At 60.8% G+C, this 19,665-nt stretch carries 16 protein-coding genes; 7 read left to right on the top strand and 9 right to left on the bottom strand.

Going from position 1 to position 19,665, the window contains the following annotated elements:
• Positions 1 to 32: 32 nt before the first annotated feature.
• The 7 genes from WB402_RS05980 to ptsP all read left to right on the top strand — a co-directional run bounded on the left by WB402_RS05980 (position 33) and on the right by ptsP (position 6,896).
• Positions 33 to 1,532, top strand: a complete 1,500-nt coding sequence (locus tag WB402_RS05980; protein WP_424206006.1) for an RNA polymerase factor sigma-54 — start codon at positions 33 to 35, stop codon at positions 1,530 to 1,532.
• A gap of 19 nt (positions 1,533 to 1,551) precedes the next feature.
• Complete coding sequence (gene hpf / locus WB402_RS05985) at positions 1,552 to 1,878, top strand: ribosome hibernation-promoting factor, HPF/YfiA family (protein ID WP_424206007.1); 327 nt, start codon at positions 1,552 to 1,554, stop codon at positions 1,876 to 1,878.
• Between the two features lie 457 nt (positions 1,879 to 2,335).
• Positions 2,336 to 3,355, top strand: a complete 1,020-nt coding sequence (gene hprK / locus WB402_RS05990; protein ID WP_424206008.1) for an HPr(Ser) kinase/phosphatase — start codon at positions 2,336 to 2,338, stop codon at positions 3,353 to 3,355.
• Positions 3,356 to 4,225 (top strand): RNase adapter RapZ, encoded by an 870-nt coding sequence (gene rapZ, locus WB402_RS05995; RefSeq protein ID WP_424206009.1) that lies wholly within the window; start codon positions 3,356 to 3,358, stop codon positions 4,223 to 4,225.
• A 270-nt stretch (positions 4,226 to 4,495) separates the two neighbouring features.
• Positions 4,496 to 4,906: a PTS sugar transporter subunit IIA gene (locus WB402_RS06000; protein WP_424206010.1), complete on the top strand. Its 411-nt coding sequence runs from the start codon at positions 4,496 to 4,498 to the stop codon at positions 4,904 to 4,906.
• A complete protein-coding gene (locus tag WB402_RS06005) occupies positions 4,906 to 5,175 on the top strand; it encodes an HPr family phosphocarrier protein (RefSeq protein ID WP_424206011.1) in 270 nt (89 codons plus the stop codon). The genes WB402_RS06000 and WB402_RS06005 overlap by 1 nt, the downstream gene beginning before the upstream one ends.
• The gene (gene ptsP / locus WB402_RS06010) at positions 5,175 to 6,896 is read left to right on the top strand and encodes a phosphoenolpyruvate--protein phosphotransferase (RefSeq protein ID WP_424206012.1); all 1,722 of its coding nucleotides are present in this window, start codon (positions 5,175 to 5,177) and stop codon (positions 6,894 to 6,896) included. Before WB402_RS06005 ends, ptsP begins: the two co-directional genes overlap by 1 nt.
• 120 nt (positions 6,897 to 7,016) lie before the next feature.
• On the opposite strand, the gene WB402_RS06015 is transcribed toward ptsP, so the two are convergent.
• From WB402_RS06015 to WB402_RS06055, 9 genes are all read right to left on the bottom strand, one after another.
• Entirely contained in the window at positions 7,017 to 7,421 is a 405-nt protein-coding gene (locus WB402_RS06015) for a WYL domain-containing protein (RefSeq protein WP_424206013.1), read from the bottom strand.
• Between the two features lie 125 nt (positions 7,422 to 7,546).
• On the bottom strand, positions 7,547 to 8,902 hold the full coding sequence (mgtE, locus tag WB402_RS06020) for a magnesium transporter (protein ID WP_424206014.1): 1,356 nt from the start codon (positions 8,900 to 8,902) through the stop codon (positions 7,547 to 7,549).
• A 216-nt stretch (positions 8,903 to 9,118) separates the two neighbouring features.
• Positions 9,119 to 9,628, bottom strand: coding sequence for a hypothetical protein (locus tag WB402_RS06025; RefSeq protein WP_424206015.1), 510 nt, complete (start codon positions 9,626 to 9,628; stop codon positions 9,119 to 9,121).
• Positions 9,629 to 9,660: 32 nt separating this feature from the next.
• Positions 9,661 to 10,992 (bottom strand): metalloprotease PmbA, encoded by a 1,332-nt coding sequence (pmbA, locus tag WB402_RS06030; protein WP_424206021.1) that lies wholly within the window; start codon positions 10,990 to 10,992, stop codon positions 9,661 to 9,663.
• A 23-nt stretch (positions 10,993 to 11,015) separates the two neighbouring features.
• Positions 11,016 to 12,464 carry a metalloprotease TldD gene (tldD, locus tag WB402_RS06035; RefSeq protein WP_424206016.1) on the bottom strand — a complete coding sequence of 483 codons (1,449 nt, stop codon included), beginning with the start codon at positions 12,462 to 12,464 and terminating at the stop codon, positions 11,016 to 11,018.
• Positions 12,461 to 13,273, bottom strand: a complete 813-nt coding sequence (locus WB402_RS06040) for a carbon-nitrogen hydrolase family protein (protein ID WP_424206017.1) — start codon at positions 13,271 to 13,273, stop codon at positions 12,461 to 12,463. Before WB402_RS06040 ends, tldD begins: the two co-directional genes overlap by 4 nt.
• Before the next feature lie 107 nt (positions 13,274 to 13,380).
• Positions 13,381 to 17,274 carry a YhdP family protein gene (locus WB402_RS06045; RefSeq protein WP_424206018.1) on the bottom strand — a complete coding sequence of 1,298 codons (3,894 nt, stop codon included), beginning with the start codon at positions 17,272 to 17,274 and terminating at the stop codon, positions 13,381 to 13,383.
• Between the two features lie 162 nt (positions 17,275 to 17,436).
• Positions 17,437 to 18,903 (bottom strand): ribonuclease G, encoded by a 1,467-nt coding sequence (rng, locus tag WB402_RS06050; protein ID WP_424206019.1) that lies wholly within the window; start codon positions 18,901 to 18,903, stop codon positions 17,437 to 17,439.
• Positions 18,900 to 19,478, bottom strand: coding sequence for a Maf family protein (locus WB402_RS06055; protein WP_424206020.1), 579 nt, complete (start codon positions 19,476 to 19,478; stop codon positions 18,900 to 18,902). The genes rng and WB402_RS06055 overlap by 4 nt, the downstream gene beginning before the upstream one ends.
• Between the last annotated feature and the right edge of the window lie 187 nt (positions 19,479 to 19,665).

Raw genomic sequence — 19,665 nt, forward strand, 5'->3', positions numbered from 1 at the left:
CCCCGATTACCACAGAACCATCGCCTGTATTTATGAAGCAGTCACTTGACCTCAAACTTGGTCAACATCTGACAATCACCCCCCAGTTGCAGCAGGCCATCCGGCTGCTGCAGCTTTCTTCCATCGAACTCCAGCAGGAGATCCAGGAAGCGCTCGAAAGCAACCCGCTGCTCGAGGAAAACGAAAGGGAGGAAGAAGCCGCTGAAATCAAAGGTGAGGCGGACTCCGCCACCACCGAAAGCCTGGACAGCACCGAGACCGCTTCCTACGACGAGGCCGAAACGCTTCCGACGACCGATTCCGGTCCCGATGTCGATACCGGCCCCAGCGACGACAACGAGTCAGACTGGACCGACAGCTTCGAAACCATGACCGCTCCCACAGGGAGCCGCTCGACGTCGGATGACGATTTCCCCGATATCGATGCCCGCAACAGCCCGCCGCAGACACTGCGCGATCACCTGCTGTGGCAAATGCAGATGACCCCATTTTCGGACACCGACAAACAGATTGCGCTCGCTCTGATCGACGCCATCAGCGAGGACGGCTACCTGAGCTGCAAGCTTGAGGAAATCCAGCAGGCCTTGAGCAAGAACTTGCCGGTGGAAATCGACGAGATCGAGGCGGTGTTGCACCAGATACAGAACTACGACCCGCTCGGCGTCGGCGCGCGCGACCTCGCCGAATGCCTGCGCCTGCAGATGAAGGTGCTCCGCACCGATACACCGTTTCTGAAGGCGGCGACGGAACTCGCCACCCCGCAAAACCTGGCGCTGCTGGCCGGCCGGGACTACACCCAGCTGCGACGCCAGCTCAAACTCTCTGCGGAAGATCTGCAGCAGGTGATCAATTTCATCCAGGGACTGAACCCGCGGCCGGGCAATTCCGTCACCTCATCGCAGGCGAGCTATGTCGTCCCCGACATCATCGTCAAGAAAATCCGAGGCGTGTGGCGCGCCGATCTCAATCCGGACGTCTCCCCGAATCTGCGTATCAATCGTCATTACGAAAAAATGATCCACCGCGGGGATTCCAGCGCCGACAACCGTTACCTGCAGGACCAGCTTCAGCAGGCGCGCTGGTTCATCAAGAGCCTGAATTCCCGAAACGAGACGCTGCTCAAAGTCGCGCGCACGATCGTGGACCGCCAGCGTGCCTTCTTCGACCACGGGGCGGAAGCCATGAAGCCGCTCGTGCTGCATGATGTCGCGGAAACCGTGAGCATGCACGAGTCGACCATCTCGCGCGTCACGACCAGCAAATACATGCTCACCCCGCGCGGGATATTCGAGCTGAAGTACTTTTTTTCCAGTCATGTCTCCACCGCGGACGGCGGCACCTGTTCGGCGACTGCGATCCGCTCGATTATCAAAAAGCTGGTGGAGAGTGAAATAGCGACGCGGCCCATCAGTGACAGCAAGATCGCCGAGATTCTGTCCGAGCAAGGCATCAATGTCGCGCGGCGCACAGTCGCGAAATATCGCGAGTCGATGAACATCCCGCCTTCCAACCAGCGAAAGTCGCTAGTCTAATCAGCTCCGGAGAGCCTTCATGCAAATCACGGTAAGCGGTCATCAAGTGGAAATCACCGAACCCCTGCGAGACTATGTCTCGGAAAAAATCGGACGCCTCCAGAAACATATCGACGACGTCATTAACATCAAAGTCGTGCTGCACGTCCAGAAAAACCTGTACAAGGCCGAGGCCACCATCCACGCGCCCGGCACTACCCTGCACGCCAACGCCGAGGGACCCGACATGTATGTCGCGATCGACGCGCTCGCCGCCAAACTCGACCGGCAAATGCTCCGGCACAAAGGGAAAACCGCCAACCATCACCGCGGCGAAGAATCGCTCAAGAAACTCGAAACACCCTGAGGTCCGGCTTGCCGGACTAGCGTGCGTACATCCATCCACCCCGGGGCATGGCACGTGCGCGCACCCGTCACCCCGGGCAGGAAATCCGGCATACATCAGAGCCCGGCCCCGATGGGCGGACAGCGGCGGATTGATCCCTTCAGCGCGCTGTGCCCCAGAAACCGGAATTGGCGTGGGCCTCCTGCCCCACGACCGGCTCGACGGACCCGCCCGGTTCTTCGACACGTTTACCATCCCGTTCCACGACATGGATGAGTCGTTCCCGACCGCAAACCTGTTACAATGGCTCTCACCCTGCCGCACCTCGACAGACGAAACGGAAAAATTATGCATATTCTGTCGCGACGGAAGGGGTTTTCCGCAACCACGATGATGAGGCAACAGCTGCTTGCGGCATAAACCACGGAAGAAATCCGCCCGCGCTTCGATCAGGCCGAGCCGGTCGAGTATTGACCCCATGACCACACCACCGGTCACGGCGCACGATTTTTTCGAGGCGCAATCCGGTCTGCTGAAACTCAAATGGATTGCCGGTGAAACCGGCAAAAACCGCCTGCTCGAGCCCACGACCGCCAAGTATCCGGGCATGGCGCTGGTGGGCCATCTCAATTTCGTCCATCCGAACCGAATCCAGGTCATCGGTGAAGCGGAAATAGCCTACCTGTCTCGCCTTGATAAAAAGGAGTACGAAGAGGCGATCCGCAATCTTTTTACCTGCGAAAAAACCTCGGCTGTCATCGTCGCCAACGGCGGGAATATCGCGCCCGACCTGATTGCCGCCGCCGACCGTACTTCGCTTGGCCTGTTCTCGTCGTCACTGCCCAGCCCGGTGGTGATCGACCACCTCCAGTACTACCTGACTCGTGCGCTCGCGCCACGTATCACCGTACACGGCGTGTACATGGAAGTCATGGGCATGGGCGTACTGATCACGGGCGAGTCCGGCATCGGTAAAAGCGAGCTCGCGCTCGAGCTGCTTTCGCGCAATCACCGCCTGATCGCGGACGATGCCGTGGAGTTTGTCCGCGTCGGCCCGGACGTGATCGTGGGCCAGTGTCCGACGCTGCTTTCGGATTACCTGGAAGTGCGCGGTTTGGGTATCCTGGACGTGCGGCTCATGTTCGGCGAGACCGCGGTCCGGCACAAGAAGAAGCTTCACCTGATCGTGCGCCTGGAAACCATCCAGCGCCAGAAAATGAGCAAGATAAACCGCCTGGAATCGAAGCAGATGACCCGTGCCATTCTCGGCGTGGAAATTCCGGAGGTGGCGCTTTTTGTCGGCCCCGGCCGCAATCTGGCGGTGCTGGTGGAAACCGCCATCCGCGCCTACATCCTGCGCATGTGGGGCTTCGATCCTCTCGATGATTTCATCAAACGGCACCAGGAACACATGAACAATGCCGGGTCCGCGCATCCATCCCGGCGCGACGCGCTGGCGGGTGAAGCGCTGCGCAAGGCGCGCAGCAAAGTAGACTGAATGAGTTTTTTCATCGTCAGCGGTCTGTCCGGATCCGGAAAGACCATTGCCCTCCAGGCCCTGGAAGACATCGGTTTCTACTGCATCGATAACCTGCCGGCCGTGCTGCTGCCACATTTCTCCGGCTTGCTCGCCGACATGCGCAACAACGCCATCATGAACGTCGCCATCGGCCTGGACGTGCGCAACCGCGCCTTTCTCGCCGATCTTCCGAAGAACCTGGGCGAACTGCGCGCACGCGGCATCCACTATCGCATTATTTTCCTGGAAGCCGAGGATTCCATCCTGATCAAGCGCTTCAAGGAAACACGGCGCAAGCATCCGATGCTCGATCATCAGACGCCATTGGTTGAGGCGATAAACGTGGAGAAAAAACTGCTCGAGCCGCTGTCGTTCGACGCGTCGCTCCGCATCGACACCACCCGCACCACGCCGCATGAACTGCGCATGCAGGTGAGCAACTTCGCGCGCGGCGAGGATACCGCGGGACTGACGCTGCTATTCGAATCCTTCGGTTACAAGCACGGAACGCCACTCGACGCCGATTTCGTCTTCGATGTCCGCTGTTTGCCCAATCCCTACTGGCAGACCGATCTGCGACAGTTCAGCGGTCTGGACGAGCCGGTCGTGCATTTCCTCGAACAATACGACGAGGTCAAGGCCATGTTTGAGGAAATATGCGGCTTTCTGGAAAAATGGCTGCCGCGCTTCGAGCGCGAGGACCGCACCTATCTCACCATCGCCATCGGCTGTACCGGCGGTCAGCATCGTTCGGTCTATCTCGTGCGCAGGCTGGCGGAGTATTTTTCCGGTAAGAGCATCAAGACACAGGTGCGGCACCGTGAACTGAACAGCGACACAGGGACGTGATGATGGTGAAGTTGAGGATGCAGGAGTGGTACTGGAGTGAACAGCGTAGCTGTGAAAAGGCGCACACGGGTGAGCGGCGCAGGCCGCGAGCGGCCTGGCCAGGGCTTTCGAGCGCAGCCGGACGCGAAGCGAAGAAAGTGCGCCCTGGGTTTTTGCCCGAAGCAGGAAAGCGAAAGGCAAAAGCGCCGCTTACGCAGCCAAGGACGCAAATCAACCCTCGCCACTTATCCTCTTTCGGGAATGGGCAGGGACATCCAGGATGAAACAACAATGATTGGTTTACTGATTCTCGCGGATAAAAATCTGGGTGCCGGCCTGATCGCTGCGGCCGCGCACACACTCGGGATGCGCCCGCTGCAGCTGGCGGCGACGGACCTCGATTACACCGAAACCCCGGAGAACATGGACGCCATCCTGCGCGATGGTATCCGGAAGGTGGACCAGGGAGATGGCGTGTTGATACTCGCGGACGTGTACGGGGCAACCCACACCAACGTGGCCTGCCACCTGCTGGCGCGCGGACACATCGAGCTGATCACGGGTGTCAACCTGCCGATGTTGCTGCGCGTCCTCAACTACCGGCATCTCAAGATGGACGACCTCATCGACAAGGCCTTGAGCGGCGGCAGCGGCGGCATTATCTGCGCAGGCAATCCCGGAAAAATCCAGAGGTCACGCTGATGCGCTGCCAGAAAATCGTCATCATCAACAAGCTCGGCCTGCACGCCCGCGCCTCGGCCAAGTTCGTGAGCCTCGCCTCCGAATTTGCCGCCGAGATCACTCTCAAGCGCAACAGCCAGCAAATCAACGGCAAGAGCATCATGGGCATTATGATGCTGGCGGCCGCCAAGGGGGCGGAGATCGAGATTTGCGCCGACGGCGAAGATGAGAAAAAGGCGATCGAGTCGCTGACTGAGCTGGTCAACGACCGCTTCGGGGAAGGCGAATAATGCTCGCACTTCACGGCACCGGCGTCAGCGACGGTATCGTCATCGGCAAGGCCTTCGTCCTGCAGCGAGATCTGCCGGAAATTCCCGAGTACGCCATTCCCCAGGAATATGTCGAGGAAGAAGTCACGCGTTTTCAGCGCGCGGTTGAGGCTTCGCGCCGTCAGCTGATGGCGATTCGCGAGCATATCCCCGCCAATGCGCCGCCGGAAGCGTCGAGTTTTCTCGACGCACATCTGCTCATGCTCGATGACAAGATGATTTCGATGGCGCCGATCGACACCATCCGGCAGAAACAGTGCAATGCCGAATGGTCGCTCAAGGCCCAGAGCGACATCTTGAGCGCCATGTTCGAGCAGATGGACGATCATTACCTGCGCAACAAGAAAATCGACGTCAATCAGGTCGTCACCCGGATCCTGCGCAACCTGTTGCAGCAAAATTATGACGAGCAGGAGAAGATCGCCGCCGGGGCCATCGTGGTGGCGGACGATCTCACGCCGGCTGACACGGTGATGCTCAAGCACAATCACGTGCTCGCGTTTGTCACCAGCCTGGGCGGCCCGATCTCGCACACCGCGATTCTGGCGCGGAGTCTCGGCATCCCGGCTATTGTCTCGGCGCACAGCGCCACGCGTTACGTCCGTTCCGGCGAGGAGCTCATTGTGGACGGCAAACGCGGCATGCTCATCATCGCGCCCGACCGACACATCGTCGCGGAATACCGCAAGCGAAAAAAGGACATACTCCTGAAGCGCCGCGAACTCAATCGCCTCCGGACCAGCCGCGCGGTGACACGCGACCGTCGCCGTATCATGCTGCTGGCCAACATCGAGTTGCCCGCGGACGTGCGCGCCGCGGCCCAGGCCGGGGCCGAGGGCATCGGCCTTTATCGCACCGAATTCCTGTTCATGAACCGGCCCGCGGCCCCGAACGAAGAAGAGCAGTTCCGCGCCTACGTCAAGGTGGTCAAGTCGATGCCGGGCAAGCCTGTCACCATCCGCACGCTCGACCTCGGCGCGGACAAGCAGGTCGACGGCGGGCGCGCCGGCGCCGCCATCACAGTCAATCCGGCGCTGGGGTTACGCGCCGTGCGGCTGTGTCTGCACGACACCTCGCTGTTCCGTCCGCAGTTGCGTGCCATTCTGCGTGCCTCGATCTACGGGGACGTGCGCATGATGATCCCCATGCTCTCAAGCCAGGATGAAATTTTTCGCGTGCTCGATTTGCTCGAAGAAACCAAGAGCGAGCTCAAGCGCAGCCGCATCAAATTTAACCCGAAGATGCTTGTCGGGGGGATGATCGAAGTGCCGGCGGCGGCAATCTCCGCCGATTTGTTCGCGCCGTATCTGGATTTCTTCTCCATCGGCACGAACGACCTGATTCAGTACACGCTGGCCATCGACCGCGTGGACGACGCCGTGAACTACCTCTACGATCCACTGCACCCGTCGGTGTTGCGTCTGATTGACATCACGATCCGGGCGGGGAAGAAGGCGCGCATACCGGTGGCGATGTGCGGCGAAATGGCGGGCGATCCGCGCTATACCAGCCTGCTCCTGGGGCTTGGACTCACCGAGTTCAGCATGCATCCGGTCACCTTGCTGGAAGTCAAAAAAATCGTGCGCGACAGTAACGTGAGGGAACTCACCCGATTCGCCAAACGGGTGCTGAAAATTCGCGACATACGGGAAGTGCACACACTGGTGGAAAAGCTCAGTTAACGCCGAGCCCGGGGGATTGCGTATCTGGAAAGTGAATTCAGCCGATTCTGCACTCCGAACGCTGACGTGCGGAATGCACAAAAATCCGTGGGCACTGGGACGAACAACAACGGCGGTCTTTTAACGGCGCTGATCTTCCGGCAGATGCGGACCGATTTCCGTGGTCGGGGCGGGATAAACGTAACCGAATGCCGGCTGGCTGTCCTGAACAATAGCGACCAGACCACTGCGATATTTCAGACGGTTGGCGCTGAATCCTTCCGTGATCCGCGGCTGGAATTTTTCCTTGAGTACCGACACCGCGGTTATCTTCTTCAACCGGAACGGGCGCCAGAACGGCGGCGGCCGGCCGGAGGCCGAATGGCCACGCGTTTGATAGGCATCCATGGACAGGTCGCCGCGCTCGTCGGTGTAGACCGCGTGCGGTTCCACGACGCGGATCTGCCGCTGGTCGTGGTAGCGGATGGCAATGCAACGTTTTTCCTTGATGGCCTGACTGATCAGTTGAATGGTATTGGGCAGCATTTTGCGATTCCTCTCTTCCTCTACCAAATATGGCACAGGCTCTAAGAAGCGCAAATCCAGCGGATAAATGGCGGGTTTCAGGACCCCTGTGGACATTTCTGCCGTGAAACCGGGGGACCGCGGAATCAGACCAGGAACAGGGTCGCCAGGCCCAGAAAGATGAAAAAGCCGCCGCTGTCGGTGATGGCGGTGATGAGCACGCTCGAACCGCGCGCCGGATCGCGGCCGATCCGGTAACGCACGAGCGGGATCGCCACGCCGGCGCAGGTGGCGAGCAGCAGGTTCAGCGTCATCGCCGCCGTCATGACGACGCCCAGAGAGACCCGGCCGTAGAGGATATAGGCGATGATTCCCAGCAACCCGCCCCACACCAGGCCGTTGACGAGGCTCACGCGGATTTCCTTGGCGAACAACGCGCGTATGCTGGTCTCGGAGATCTGGCCGAGCGCAAGCGCACGCACGATCATGGTGATGGTCTGGTTGCCGGTGTTACCGCCGATGCCGGCGACGATAGGCATGAGCGAAGCGAGCGCCACCAGCTTTACGATCGTACTCTCGAAGGCACCGATGACGCGCGAGGCGATGATGGCGGTGACGAGATTGATGGCGACCCAGGTCCAGCGGTTGCGCACCGTCTGCCACACGCTGGCGAACAGGTCCTCAGCTTCGCGCATGCCCGCGCGGTCTAGTCGCTCGCGCTCGGCCTGCTCGCGCATCACGTCCACGACGTCGTCCACCGTGATGCGCCCGAGCAGGCGGTTGTTTTCGTCCACCACCGGCGCCGAGATCAGGTTGTAGCGCTCGAACGCCGCCGCCACTTCCTTGTCCGGGGTAAGCGCCGGGAACTTGATCACCTCGCGCTCCATCACCTGCGAGACGCGTGTCCAGGCGTCGGAGGTGAGCATCTTGGCGACCGACAGCAACCCGATCACACGGTCGTCGCGGTCGACCACGAACAGGCTGTTGGTGTGCTCCGGAAGTTCGCCGCGCCGGCGCAAATATCGCAACACCACCTCAAGGGCTATGTTCTCCCGCACCGTGATGGTATCAACGTTCATCAGGCCGCCGGCGGTGTCCTCGGCGTAGGACAGCACGGCATCGAGGCGCTGGCGGTCCTGCTTGTCGAGCGCAAACAGGATTTCCGCGATCACCTCGTCCGACAGGTCCGGAATGAGATCGGCGATGTCGTCGGTATCGAGGGCGTGCGCCGCCGCTACCAGCGCCTTGTCGTCCATCAGCTTGACGAGATCGCCGCGCACCGCCTCCGGCAGCTCGAGCAACACCTCGCCCATGTGCTGGTTGTCCACCTGCGCCCAGATCGTGGCGCGCGGCTCCGGCGGCAGGCCTTCCAGAATATGGGCGATGTCCGCCGGATGGAGTTCGGCCAGAATGCCGCGCACCGGCGCGGTATCCCCGGCCTCGAGCGCGGCCAGTACCTGCTTCAGGTGATCCGGTTTCTTTGGTTTGCGCGCCTTGGCCATGTGGATTTATCTATTTTTCGCGGCCAGAGTGTAGTGGACTCCGGCGACGGCGCAAAGCGGAATTTGCCGCGCGGGTCGCGGCCATAGCCAAACTAGTTACGGCGATGCTGGAGGTAATGCGGAAGCGGGATTAGCCAAGAATGATTTAATTAATCTAGGCGGGTGTTGCTTAGCCACGTATCTGTTTATTTCTTGCTTCCCAATTTGATCACGATCCTACGGAGTGGGTACATCGCTAACAATCCTGTCCTTCCCAAAATGACGCTCAAGAGCCGATATGAGTTCGTCAAAACGCTTCTTAGCGGTGCCTGTGAGGTTCCACCCGGACCCGGGAGGCGCACCAAATGGAGTGCGTGGGATGTCCCGGATCCTTACAAACAATTGCTCTTTCGTTTTATTAATCCCAATGACCAACTTTATATCCGAACGGGAGCGATCCTTAAATCTACTCAGAATCCTATACACATCACCGGTGTTTACGCGAAAATCGGCTTCGGTTGAAGTATACGGCTCTTTTATATAGCCGAACCCGAGTGCGATCTCTTCAATCTCCGCAACAACCGTGGCGTCATCCAGCGGTGTTACACCCTGAACGATAGCCTCGTTATAGGGGGTGACGCCACAACCGGCGATCATCGAAAGTATTAGCGCAAGTGCAAGAAAAACACCTGAGCCGTCGAGGAACTGCCGTGTAAAAAGGAGTTGGAGTGATTTAATCTTGAGCAAGCGCCAACCCCTTCCGATACCGGATATTTACGTCAACTCCCCGCCACTGTCATGGATTCGATCAGAATCGAACCGCTGCGGATATTGCCGCGGGTGTCCACGTCATTGCCCACGGCGGCGACGTGGCGGAACATGTCCTTCAGATTGCCGGCGATGGTGATTTCCTCCACCGGATATTGAATCTCGCCGTTTTCCACCCAGAAACCGGCGGCGCCGCGCGAATAGTCGCCGGTGACCATGTTGACCCCGAAGCCGATGAGTTCCGTCGCCAGTAACCCGGTATGCATACGTTTTATCAGCGCTTCCAGATTGTCCTGGCCAGGCTCAATGGTGAGATTGTGCACGCCGCCGGCGTTGCCGGTGGTCTGCATCTTGAGCTTGCGCGCGGAATAAGAATCGAGCACATAGCCTTGCAGAATTCCATTGCGAATCAGATCGCGCGGCTTGGTGGCCACGCCTTCGCTGTCGAACGCGGCACTCCCCTGCGCACCCTTCAGATGCGGCTGCTCGTGGATGCGCACGAAATCGGCGAACACCGGCTGGCCGATGCTGTCCAGCAGGAACGAGGCCTGGCGGTACAGGCTGGAGCCGCGCACAGCGCTGACCAGATGGGACAACAGGCTCGAGGCGAGCGGCGCCTCATACAGCACCGGGCAGTCGCGCGTGGAAAGTTTTTGACTACCCAGGCGCCGCAGACTGCGTCGAGCTGCTTCCAGGCCCACCTTCTCGGGCGATTCCAGTCCCCCCGCCGCGCGCGCCACGGTGTACCAATAGTCCCGCTGCATGCCGCTGTCGTCCTGCGCAATGACGCTCACCGACAGGCTGTGGCGCGTGGCCGCAACCGCGCCCAGGAATCCGTGCGTGTTGCCGTACACCTCGAGCCCCTCGTGGGTGGACAGGCTCCCGCCTTCAGAATTGGTGATGCGCTTGTCCAGGCCGCGCGCCGCGGATTCAGCCGCGCGCGCGAGCTCGATGGCCCGCTCCGTGCCCGGGTTCCAGGGATGATACAAATCGAGATCGGGAATGTCCTTCGCCAGCCGCTCGGGGTCGGCGAGGCCGGCGCAATCGTCTTCCGCTGTGTACTTGGCGATGGTGCAGGCGGCGCGCACGGTTTCGCGCAGCGCCGTCTCGCTGAAATCCGTGGTGCTGGCCGAAGCGGTGCGCTGCCCGAAATAGACGGTCACGCCCATGCCCTTGTCGCGGGTATGCTCCACGGTTTCGACCTCGCCCAGGCGCACCGTCAACGACAAACCCTGGCTGATGTTCACGCCGGCCTCGGCCGCGCTCGCGCCGGATTTCCTGGCTTCGGCTAGCACGTACTCGACGACGGCGGAAAGCCGCGCGCGCGATTCCTTGTCCGCCACCGCCGGGCTGGTCACCAGCGCGCTCAACCCTGGGTTCCTCCGACGGTCAGGCTGTCTATCTTGAGCGTCGGCTGGCCGACGCCGACCGGAACGCTCTGCCCTTCCTTGCCGCAAGTGCCCACGCCGGGATCAAGCTGAAGATCATTGCCAACCATGGACACGCGCGTCAGCACGTCCGGCCCGTTGCCGATCAGGGTCGCGCCCTTGACCGGCCGCGTGATTTTTCCGTTCTCGATCAGATACGCCTCGGAGGCGGAGAACACGAACTTGCCCGAGGTGATGTCCACCTGTCCGCCGCCAAAATTGACGGCGTATAAACCGCGTTCCACCGAGGCGATGATTTCCCCCGGGTCGTATTTTCCCGCCAGCATATAAGTGTTGGTCATGCGCGGCATCGGCAGATGCGCGTAGGATTCGCGCCGGCCGTTGCCGGTGGGCGCCACACCCATCAGGCGCGCATTGAGCGTGTCCTGCATGAAGCCCTTGAGGATGCCGTTCTCGATGAGCACGGTCTTCTGCGTCGTCGTGCCCTCGTCATCCACGTTGAGCGAGCCGCGCCGGTCGGGGATCGTGCCGTCATCCACCACGGTGCATTGTTCCGACGCCACGCGCTGCCCGAGCTTGCCGGCAAACGCGGACGTGCCCTTTCGGTTGAAATCGCCTTCGAGTCCGTGACCGATGGCTTCGTGCAGCAAAATGCCCGGCCAGCCGGGGCCGAGCACCACCGGCATCGTGCCCGCCGGCGCCTCCACGGCGTCGAGATTTACCAACGCCTGGCGCACTGCTTCACGCGCGTAAGACAGCGCCTGGTTCACGTGCGAAAAATATTCATAGGTGAAGCGTCCGCCGCCGCCGGAACTGCCCTGCTCGCGCCGGCCGTTGCTTTCCACGATCACCGTCACGCTGAGACGCACCAGCGGGCGCACATCGCCGGCGATCACGCCGTCGGAGCGAACCACGAGTACCACTTCATGCGTCGAGGCCAGACTGGCCATGACCTGCTTCACGCGCGGGTCTTGCGCGCGTGCCTCTTGTTCCACGCGCTCGAGCAATTTCACCTTGGCCTCGTCCGGAAGGCTCGCGAGCGGATCGTCCGGCCGGTAAAGCTGCCGCCCCGCCTCGCCGCGGAAAGCGACGGGCGCGCGCGCTGGCACGCCCTGCTGCACGATGGCGCGCGCCGCCCCGGCCGCTTCCAGCAGCGCGGGCAATACGATTTCATCGGAATACGCAAAGCCGGTTTTTTCTCCGGCGACGGCGCGCACGCCGACACCCTGCTCGATGCTATGACTGCCTGATTTGACCTTGCCTTCTTCCAGCGACCAGGATTCGTGCCGGCTGTATTGAAAGTAGAGATCGCCGTAATCCACGCTGCCCGACATCAACTGCCCGATCAGGCGCATCAACTCGGTTTCACCCAGGCCGGCGGGTTCCAGCAGAGACTTCCGCGCCAGCGTCAGCATGTTCGTGCTCATGCGCTCAGTCTCCGGTGCCGGATGCTCGGCAGGCTGGCGCGCACGCTTTGCAGGCGCGCGCGGTCACAATCGGCGATGGCATGGCCCGCGCCACGTGCCCGCCGCGCGAGCACTTCACCCCAGGGATTCACGATCATGCTGTCACCGTGTGTCTCGCGCCCGCTGGCGTGACGGCCGCCCTGGGCCGCGGCAATGACATAGGCAAGATTCTCGATGGCGCGCGCCCGCACCAGCACTTCCCAATGGGCCTTGCCGGTGTGCGCGGTAAAGGCGGCAGGCACGACGAACAGTTCCGCCCCCCGGTCCAGCAGCCGGCGGAAAAGCTCGGGGAAACGCAGGTCGTAACACACGGCGAGCCCCAGCTTGCCGCAGGGCGTGTCGGCCACGACGACTTCATCGCCCGGCTCGAAGCTGCGCGACTCCAGATATTGCTCACCATTGTCGAGACTCACGTCAAAAAGATGAATCTTGTCGTAACGCGCCACGCGTTCCCCGCGATCGTTGAACAGCAGACAGGCGGCACGCACCTTATCAGCACTCTTCGCGGCGAGCGGAATCGTGCCGCCCACGAGCCAGACACGGTGTCGGCGTGCCTGCGCGGCAAGAAATTCCTGGATCGGACCCTGGCCATCCGTTTCGACCGCCACCAGCCGGTCGGCATCGCTGCGCGGCATGATCGCGAAATTCTCCGGCAGCACGACCAGCCCGGCACCGTCGGATACCGCCTCGTCGATGAGCCGCGCGGCTTCGTCGAGGTTCTCCGATACCACCGGACCGGATACCATCTGGACCGCCGCCACGCGCGTCACGTCACGCCTCCGTGGCCGGCACCGATGAAGCGGTTTGCGCAGGGAAGATCAGAAATCGAAACGACAGGGAAAAGAAAAATAAAACTTCGCCGCATGCCGATAGGATATCATCGAATGCCGGATTCATCATCCGCTTTCGACGGCGTCGCTGGGGATTTTGACTCCATGACTTTCACGAGCTTGTTGATCTCCGGTTTGTCCCACGGGCCCTTCACCACATAGGTGATGCGGGTGCCCGCCGCAATCTGCTTCTTGAAAATCTTCTGCGCCGCCAGCACCACCGCCGCCACCTGCGGACCCCAGACGCCCCACGTGGCAAGCGTGACGGTGTCGCTCAATTTCGGCTCCAATTCGATGGTCAGATCGTAATCCTCCGTCGCCAGACCTATCCGCCCGCCGATATCGATCTGTGTCGCCGGCCCGTTGATGGAAAAATTGTGGGTATAGGCATTGCCTTTTTCGATGGCCACTTGGCCGTGGATCTGGTTGTAGATAAATCCCTTGCCAAACACCGGACTGAAATCGAGCGTCAGGTAACGGCTGATGGCGCTCAAGTCGAGCAGGCCAAAGAGTCGGCCGGCGCCCTGTTTGATCTGCAGAAAACGGCCTTTTTTCGCCGATACATCGATACCACCGCTCAGGCTAGCGAGTTGGGCATTCGCCGGCGATTCCGGCCACGACAAATGCGATTTCACGGACACCTCGCCGCCCACCATCTGATCCGGCACGCCAAAGGCCTCCATGGTCTTGCCCAAGTCGGTACTGTTGAGCTCGATGACAAAATCGCTTGCATGGTTATTGTTGACGAATTGCCAGTTGCCGCTGATATTCAGCTTCATTTCAGGCCGTGACAGATTGAATCGTTTGATCTCCCAGCCGGACTCGCTCGGGGCCGCCATGAAATCGAGTTCGCCCAGTTGTTTGTTGCTCAGCTGGAAGGATTTGCTGCGCAGCTCCACCGTAGGCAGCCGGCGCGGGTCGGCCTTCTCATCACGGTATTCATGCTGCTTGTCCGGCAACACCAGGCGCGTCAGATCGAGCTCGTACCTGGCGGCGGGGCCTTTGCCGGAAAATTTCACATTGCCGGTCATGGATGCACCGCTGACATTGCCGCTCCAGATATCGCGGTTGCGGCTGAAATCGAACGCGACGTTTCCGAACCGGCGGTCGAACATGCTGAGCGAGCGCACCTCGGCGCTCACGCGGCCGAGCAAGGTCGGGATTCCACCGGAACCGTCGCCCAGATACGGCCACCACTGATCCATGTCCACCTCATCCAGACGGGCGCTCACGTGCAGACCATGCTCTTTCGGCAGCACCACCGATTCTTCGCCGAAACCGATTCGGCCGCGCGTCAGGCTCCAGCCGCCGGTCTCGCGTCCGAACTGGAGTCTGCCGCTCATGCGATTGCCCACGCTGACCCCCAACATGATATTGCCAGGCGCGCTCGACTCGGTGCGAACAACAAGTTTTTCCTCGGCCAGTCCCTGCGGCCGGTCGAGCGGCGCCGGGAGCGATATTTTCAGATTCCGCAGATCGGCCTCGGCGCGCAGGTCGCCCGTGTCATTGCTCCACCGCCAAGTGGCATTCCAATTGATGCCGCCCGAAACGCGCGAGGCGATCTGAGAGCCCAGCATGGGCGCGATCCCCTGCGCGGAAATAACGCCCTCTCCGTGAATACGCTGCTGGCCGTTGTCCTGGCCCGCGGTCAGAACCGTCTCACCGCCGAGAAACCGCGACCGCAAAATGCCGTCGTGAATACCTGACTCCGTGAAACGTACGCTGCCTTCTATTCCCTCCGCCGCCACCCCGGTCCCGGGAAACCGCAGCGCGCTCTTCAGGAAACGGTACTCACCGGAAACGGTGGTGGAGTGTGCTTGGCCCAGTGGAATATTCAGATCCAGGCTGAGGGCACCCTCGCCAACCCCCTGCAACCCGGCCGGCACATAGGCCAGCCAGCGCGCCGTGCCGGGCTCAGGCTTGACCTCGCGCAGGACATTCAATGTTTCGTTGACCGGGCCGGTGACTTTGCCGCTCACGTGCACAACGCGATGACCATCGCTGCTATCCCGGGTCTGGACCACAACCTGGTTCGCGTCGAGATTGCCGATTTTGCCATTACCGGTTACCAGCACCTCGGGGCCGTCGACCGCCACATCCACTTCCGCCTGCTTGATCGGTTCCCACCCGGGCAGAAAGCGATAAACGCCGCGACGCACATGTCCGCGTAACTCGAACTTGCCGGTATGCTGACGGAAGGGAAAATCGCGGATCGGACCATCATAGATCAGGTAGCCTTCTGTGATCTCGCCGCCCAGAAATGAACGCTCCATCCACGCCAGCGTCGCTGGCGACAAGCGTTCGGCGGGATAGTAGCGCGCCGCATGGGCGCCGTTGCCGTCGTGAAAATCCACCCGAAGTTTTACATGTGGTGAAACCGACAGGTCGAGCGGGATGCGCACGCTCAGCTTGCCGCTGCCCTGGGCGTCGTCACTGGTCACGCGCAGATTGTCGCCTTTGATCAGCCAGTGGTCGTCATATTTCTCCCAACTGAGTTCGGCGCTGACGCGCTTCGCCACCAATGGTTTACGGAATACCTGCGGGAGCGACACACTGATATTGCCCGAGTCGAGCCGCAGGTTGCCGGCGTACCGCGAAACGGACAAATGTCCGGTCAGCCCCTGCACGCCCGGATATTTCTGGTATGGCAACACAGTGGCGGCGCTGATGTCGGTTTCAAGCAAAAAATCGGTCGAGTCGCCATCCTTGTAGACCCGCAAATTGAAATTGTCGGCACCGCCTTCGGGCCTGGCAGCCAGCCAGTAATCCAGCAGTTCACTGGATTTCGCGGGAGCGGTTTTGGCGGCTTCGGCGAGCTCGCTCTTCAGACGTGTGGCGAAGCCGGTGATATCGCCGAGATCAAGATGTCTGACCTGAACCTGACTTTCATCCGGCTGATACAGGATGCGCAAATGCTCGGCGGACCATGCCGGGCCGGTCAGGCCGATCGTGGGATTGGCCACGTCGAGGCGCCAGCCTGAGCGCCGCGTCTTCCAACTCAGATCTCCGCCAGCCTCGCGGATATCGAGCGGTGTTGCCAATCCGGGGAGAGGCAGCCGCAGGTCCGCGACACGCACACTGCCGCGAATCGAGACCGGGCGACCCTGCTCCCACTCGGACCACATTTGCAGATTGAACTTGCCGAGCAAGGCTGGCGGCAGCTTCTCGCGCGCAATCAGCGGCAGCGCGTCGATATCCACCTCCGCCGCGCGCAGGTAGATATCCCCGTCCCATTCCGCCGAAACGAGCGGGTCGCCGCGAATGTCGAGAATCAAGGAGCACTCGCGACACATCCGCGGCGGAAATTCGGCGCTGAACTCGAGCCGGTGACGGCTGCCGCGATTCTCAAGACTCAGATTGACGTGCTTGAGATGCACGCGAGAGTCGGTTGCACGGTGATCGAGCCATTGCATTTCGCCGTTTTCGATCTTGAGCCGGCCCTGCTGGAACAGCCAGGCGAAAAATTTTTCATCATCCGTTTGCTGTGCGGCCTGCAACGGGTTGAGGCCGGAAACCCGGAAGCGCCCGTCGGCCAACCGTTCGAGCGCCAGACTCGGGTTGACGACCACGAGGCTGTTGATTTCCAGTTTTCCCCAGAGCAACGGCAGGAGCGCCAGACTGATCCGCACCTCGCTCAATCGGATCGCCGGCTGACGCCCGTCGGTGGCGTATACCTGCATCCCATTCGCCCGGGCCCCGGGATGCAGACCGTCCCAATAGGCAAGCAGCGAATCTATGTGCACCACGTGACCGGAGCGCTGGCTCAGATACTGCTCGAGATCTGGTTTGCGCTCCTCCAGCATCGGCAGCAGGAAACGTGCGACGGCAAAAACTATCATGAGCAACACCAGCATCGCCGCCGATGCGTAAAGGGTCCAGCGGCTGACGCGCAGCGTCCAGTGGCCGACATGGAAGGCGTAGCGTTGAATCCGTTTCTTCATGACGCGAGTGATCTCAGCGGTCGAACGTACAGAACATCCATAGGCCTATTCTGCCGTATCCGCGCTCAAAGCAGAAAATTGGGTGGGGAACATCGAGAACTTGACTCCTTTGATACCGGATTTTCCCGGAAGTTTCCGTCTCGTGTGTGACGGAAATCAAGATTACATCAATACCACGTCGTATTGTTCCTGGGTGTAAAGCGGCTCGACCTTGAGCTGGATGGGTTTGCCGATGAACTCCTGAAGCTTCACGAGACTGCCGGCCTCTTCGTCGAGCAACAGGTCGATGACCGCCTGGGAGGCCAGCACCATGTACTCGTCGGCGCCATACTGACGCGCCTCGCGCAGGATTTCCCGAAAGATTTCATAACATACGGTCTGCGGCGTTTTCACCATCCCGCGTCCCTCGCAGACCGGGCAGGGATGACACAGGACGTGCTCCAGGCTTTCGCGCGTGCGCTTGCGCGTGAGTTCCACCAGTCCCAACGGCGACATCTCGGTCATGTACACCTTGGTGCGGTCACGCGCGAGCGCCCGTTCCAGGGCGCGCAGTACCTGGCGCTTGTGCTCGGCTTCCGTCATGTCGATGAAATCGACGATGATCATGCCGCCCAGGTTGCGCAGTCGCAGCTGGCGGGCGATCGTCTGCGCCGCCTCGAGGTTGGTCTTGAATAGCGTCTCTTCCAGATTGCGGCGACCGACGTAGGCGCCGGTGTTCACGTCGATGGTGGTCATGGCCTCGGTCTGATCCAGAACCAGATAGCCACCGGACTTGAGCATCACCTTGCTATCGAGCGCCTTCTGGATCTCGTCCTCGACGGAATACAGATCGAAGATAGGCCGCTCGCCCGGATAATGCTCGATGCGATCGGCAACCTCCGGAATAAACTCGATGCCGAAATCGCGCGCCTTGATGAATATCTCGCGCGAATCGATGCGTATCTTCTCGACGTTACTGCGCACCAGGTCGCGCATGGCGCGCAGCGCGAGCGGCAGGTCCTCGTGGATCAGGCTCCGCACTGCCGCGGTGCGAATGCGCTCCCAACAGGCGGCCCACACGCGGCGCAGGTAACGGATATCGGTTTCGATCTCCTCCTCGGCCGCGGTCTCGGCCAGCGTGCGCAGGATGTAACCGCCCTCCTCCGCACCTTCCGGGATGGCGGATTGGACCAGCGCGCGCAGGCGCTCGCGCGTCGTCTCATCGCCGATCTTCTGCGAGATGCCGATGTGCTTGCTGTACGGCAGGAATACAAGATAGCGCCCCGGCAACGTGATCTGCATGGTCAGGCGCGCGCCCTTGGTGCCGATCGGGTCCTTGAGTACCTGCACGACAATCTCCTGCCCATCCTGCAGCAATTCGTGAATCGGCGGTGAGACGCCTGTGCCGCTTTCGGCGGTGGCAGCGGAGCGGATATCGGAAGCGTGCAGAAACGCCGTGCGTTCGAGCCCGATATCCACAAATGCCGCCTGCATGCCCGGGAGAATCCGGACCACCTTGCCGTTATAAATGTTTCCAACGATTCCGCGACTACGCGTGCGCTCGATGTAGACTTCCTGCAATACGCCGTTTTCGACGACCGCGACACGCGTTTCTTGCGGCGTCACGTTGATGAGAATTTCTTCGCTCACGCTCCCTCTCTACCGATCTTTTTCAATATCTCCGTCAGCTCATGGAGCGGCAAGCCCATGACACCGGAATAACTCCCTTCCAGGCGTTCGATGAACGCCGCCGCCTTGCCCTGTATGGCATAGGCTCCGGCCTTGTCCACGGGTTCGCCGGTTTCCCAGTATTGCGCGATTTCCGTCTCCGTCAACCGACTGAACGTGACGCGGCTGGTGCTCAGCGCGACATGCTCGCTGTCCTGATCGACCACGCAAACCGCGGAAAGTACTTCATGCGTCCGACCAGACAGGCGGCGCAGCAAGGCCATGCCATGAACACGATCCTGCGGCTTTCCCAGAATCTCGCCGTCCAGTACCACCTCCGTGTCCGCCCCCAGCACCGGGAGAATCGGCAGGCTGCGTTCTTTCACCTGCTTGGCCACGAATTGCGCCTTGTCGCGCGCTACCCGCAAGACATAGTCGGCGTGCGATTCTCCGGTCTGACGCATCTCGAGGATATTGGACGGTATAGCTTCAAATTGAACGCCAAGCTGGCGCAGCAGTTCGCGGCGGCGGGGAGAAGCGGAGGCGAGGTAGATCATGCGTTAGCGTTTCTTTTCTGTATCTATTATACGCGTAACCGTCTGACCGCGATTATCGAGCGGCCTTCGGCCGCGTGATTTGAATCTGGGATGCTCCGCCCCCTGCGCCCATCTTCTGTCGAATCACCTTCGGCGATGATAAAAAGCTACATGTGGGTGGGCTGACCCACGGCAGGTGACTTTCTCT

It is taken from the genome of Sulfuricaulis sp. (assembly GCF_049587675.1).
Classification (GTDB): domain Bacteria; phylum Pseudomonadota; class Gammaproteobacteria; order Acidiferrobacterales; family Sulfurifustaceae; genus Sulfuricaulis.

Excerpts from the sequence above, each read along its gene's own strand:
- WB402_RS05980 (WP_424206006.1), top strand. The coding sequence starts at position 33 with ATGAAGCAGTCACTTGACCTCAAACTTGGTCAACATCTGACAATCACC.
- hpf (WP_424206007.1), top strand. The coding sequence starts at position 1,552 with ATGCAAATCACGGTAAGCGGTCATCAAGTGGAAATCACCGAACCCCTG.
- hprK (WP_424206008.1), top strand. The coding sequence starts at position 2,336 with ATGACCACACCACCGGTCACGGCGCACGATTTTTTCGAGGCGCAATCC.
- rapZ (WP_424206009.1), top strand. The coding sequence starts at position 3,356 with ATGAGTTTTTTCATCGTCAGCGGTCTGTCCGGATCCGGAAAGACCATT.
- WB402_RS06000 (WP_424206010.1), top strand. The coding sequence starts at position 4,496 with ATGATTGGTTTACTGATTCTCGCGGATAAAAATCTGGGTGCCGGCCTG.
- WB402_RS06005 (WP_424206011.1), top strand. The coding sequence starts at position 4,906 with ATGCGCTGCCAGAAAATCGTCATCATCAACAAGCTCGGCCTGCACGCC.
- ptsP (WP_424206012.1), top strand. The coding sequence starts at position 5,175 with ATGCTCGCACTTCACGGCACCGGCGTCAGCGACGGTATCGTCATCGGC.
- WB402_RS06015 (WP_424206013.1), bottom strand. The coding sequence starts at position 7,421 with ATGCTGCCCAATACCATTCAACTGATCAGTCAGGCCATCAAGGAAAAA.
- mgtE (WP_424206014.1), bottom strand. The coding sequence starts at position 8,902 with ATGGCCAAGGCGCGCAAACCAAAGAAACCGGATCACCTGAAGCAGGTA.
- tldD (WP_424206016.1), bottom strand. The coding sequence starts at position 12,464 with ATGAGCACGAACATGCTGACGCTGGCGCGGAAGTCTCTGCTGGAACCC.
- WB402_RS06045 (WP_424206018.1), bottom strand. The coding sequence starts at position 17,274 with ATGAAGAAACGGATTCAACGCTACGCCTTCCATGTCGGCCACTGGACG.
- WB402_RS06055 (WP_424206020.1), bottom strand. The coding sequence starts at position 19,478 with ATGATCTACCTCGCCTCCGCTTCTCCCCGCCGCCGCGAACTGCTGCGC.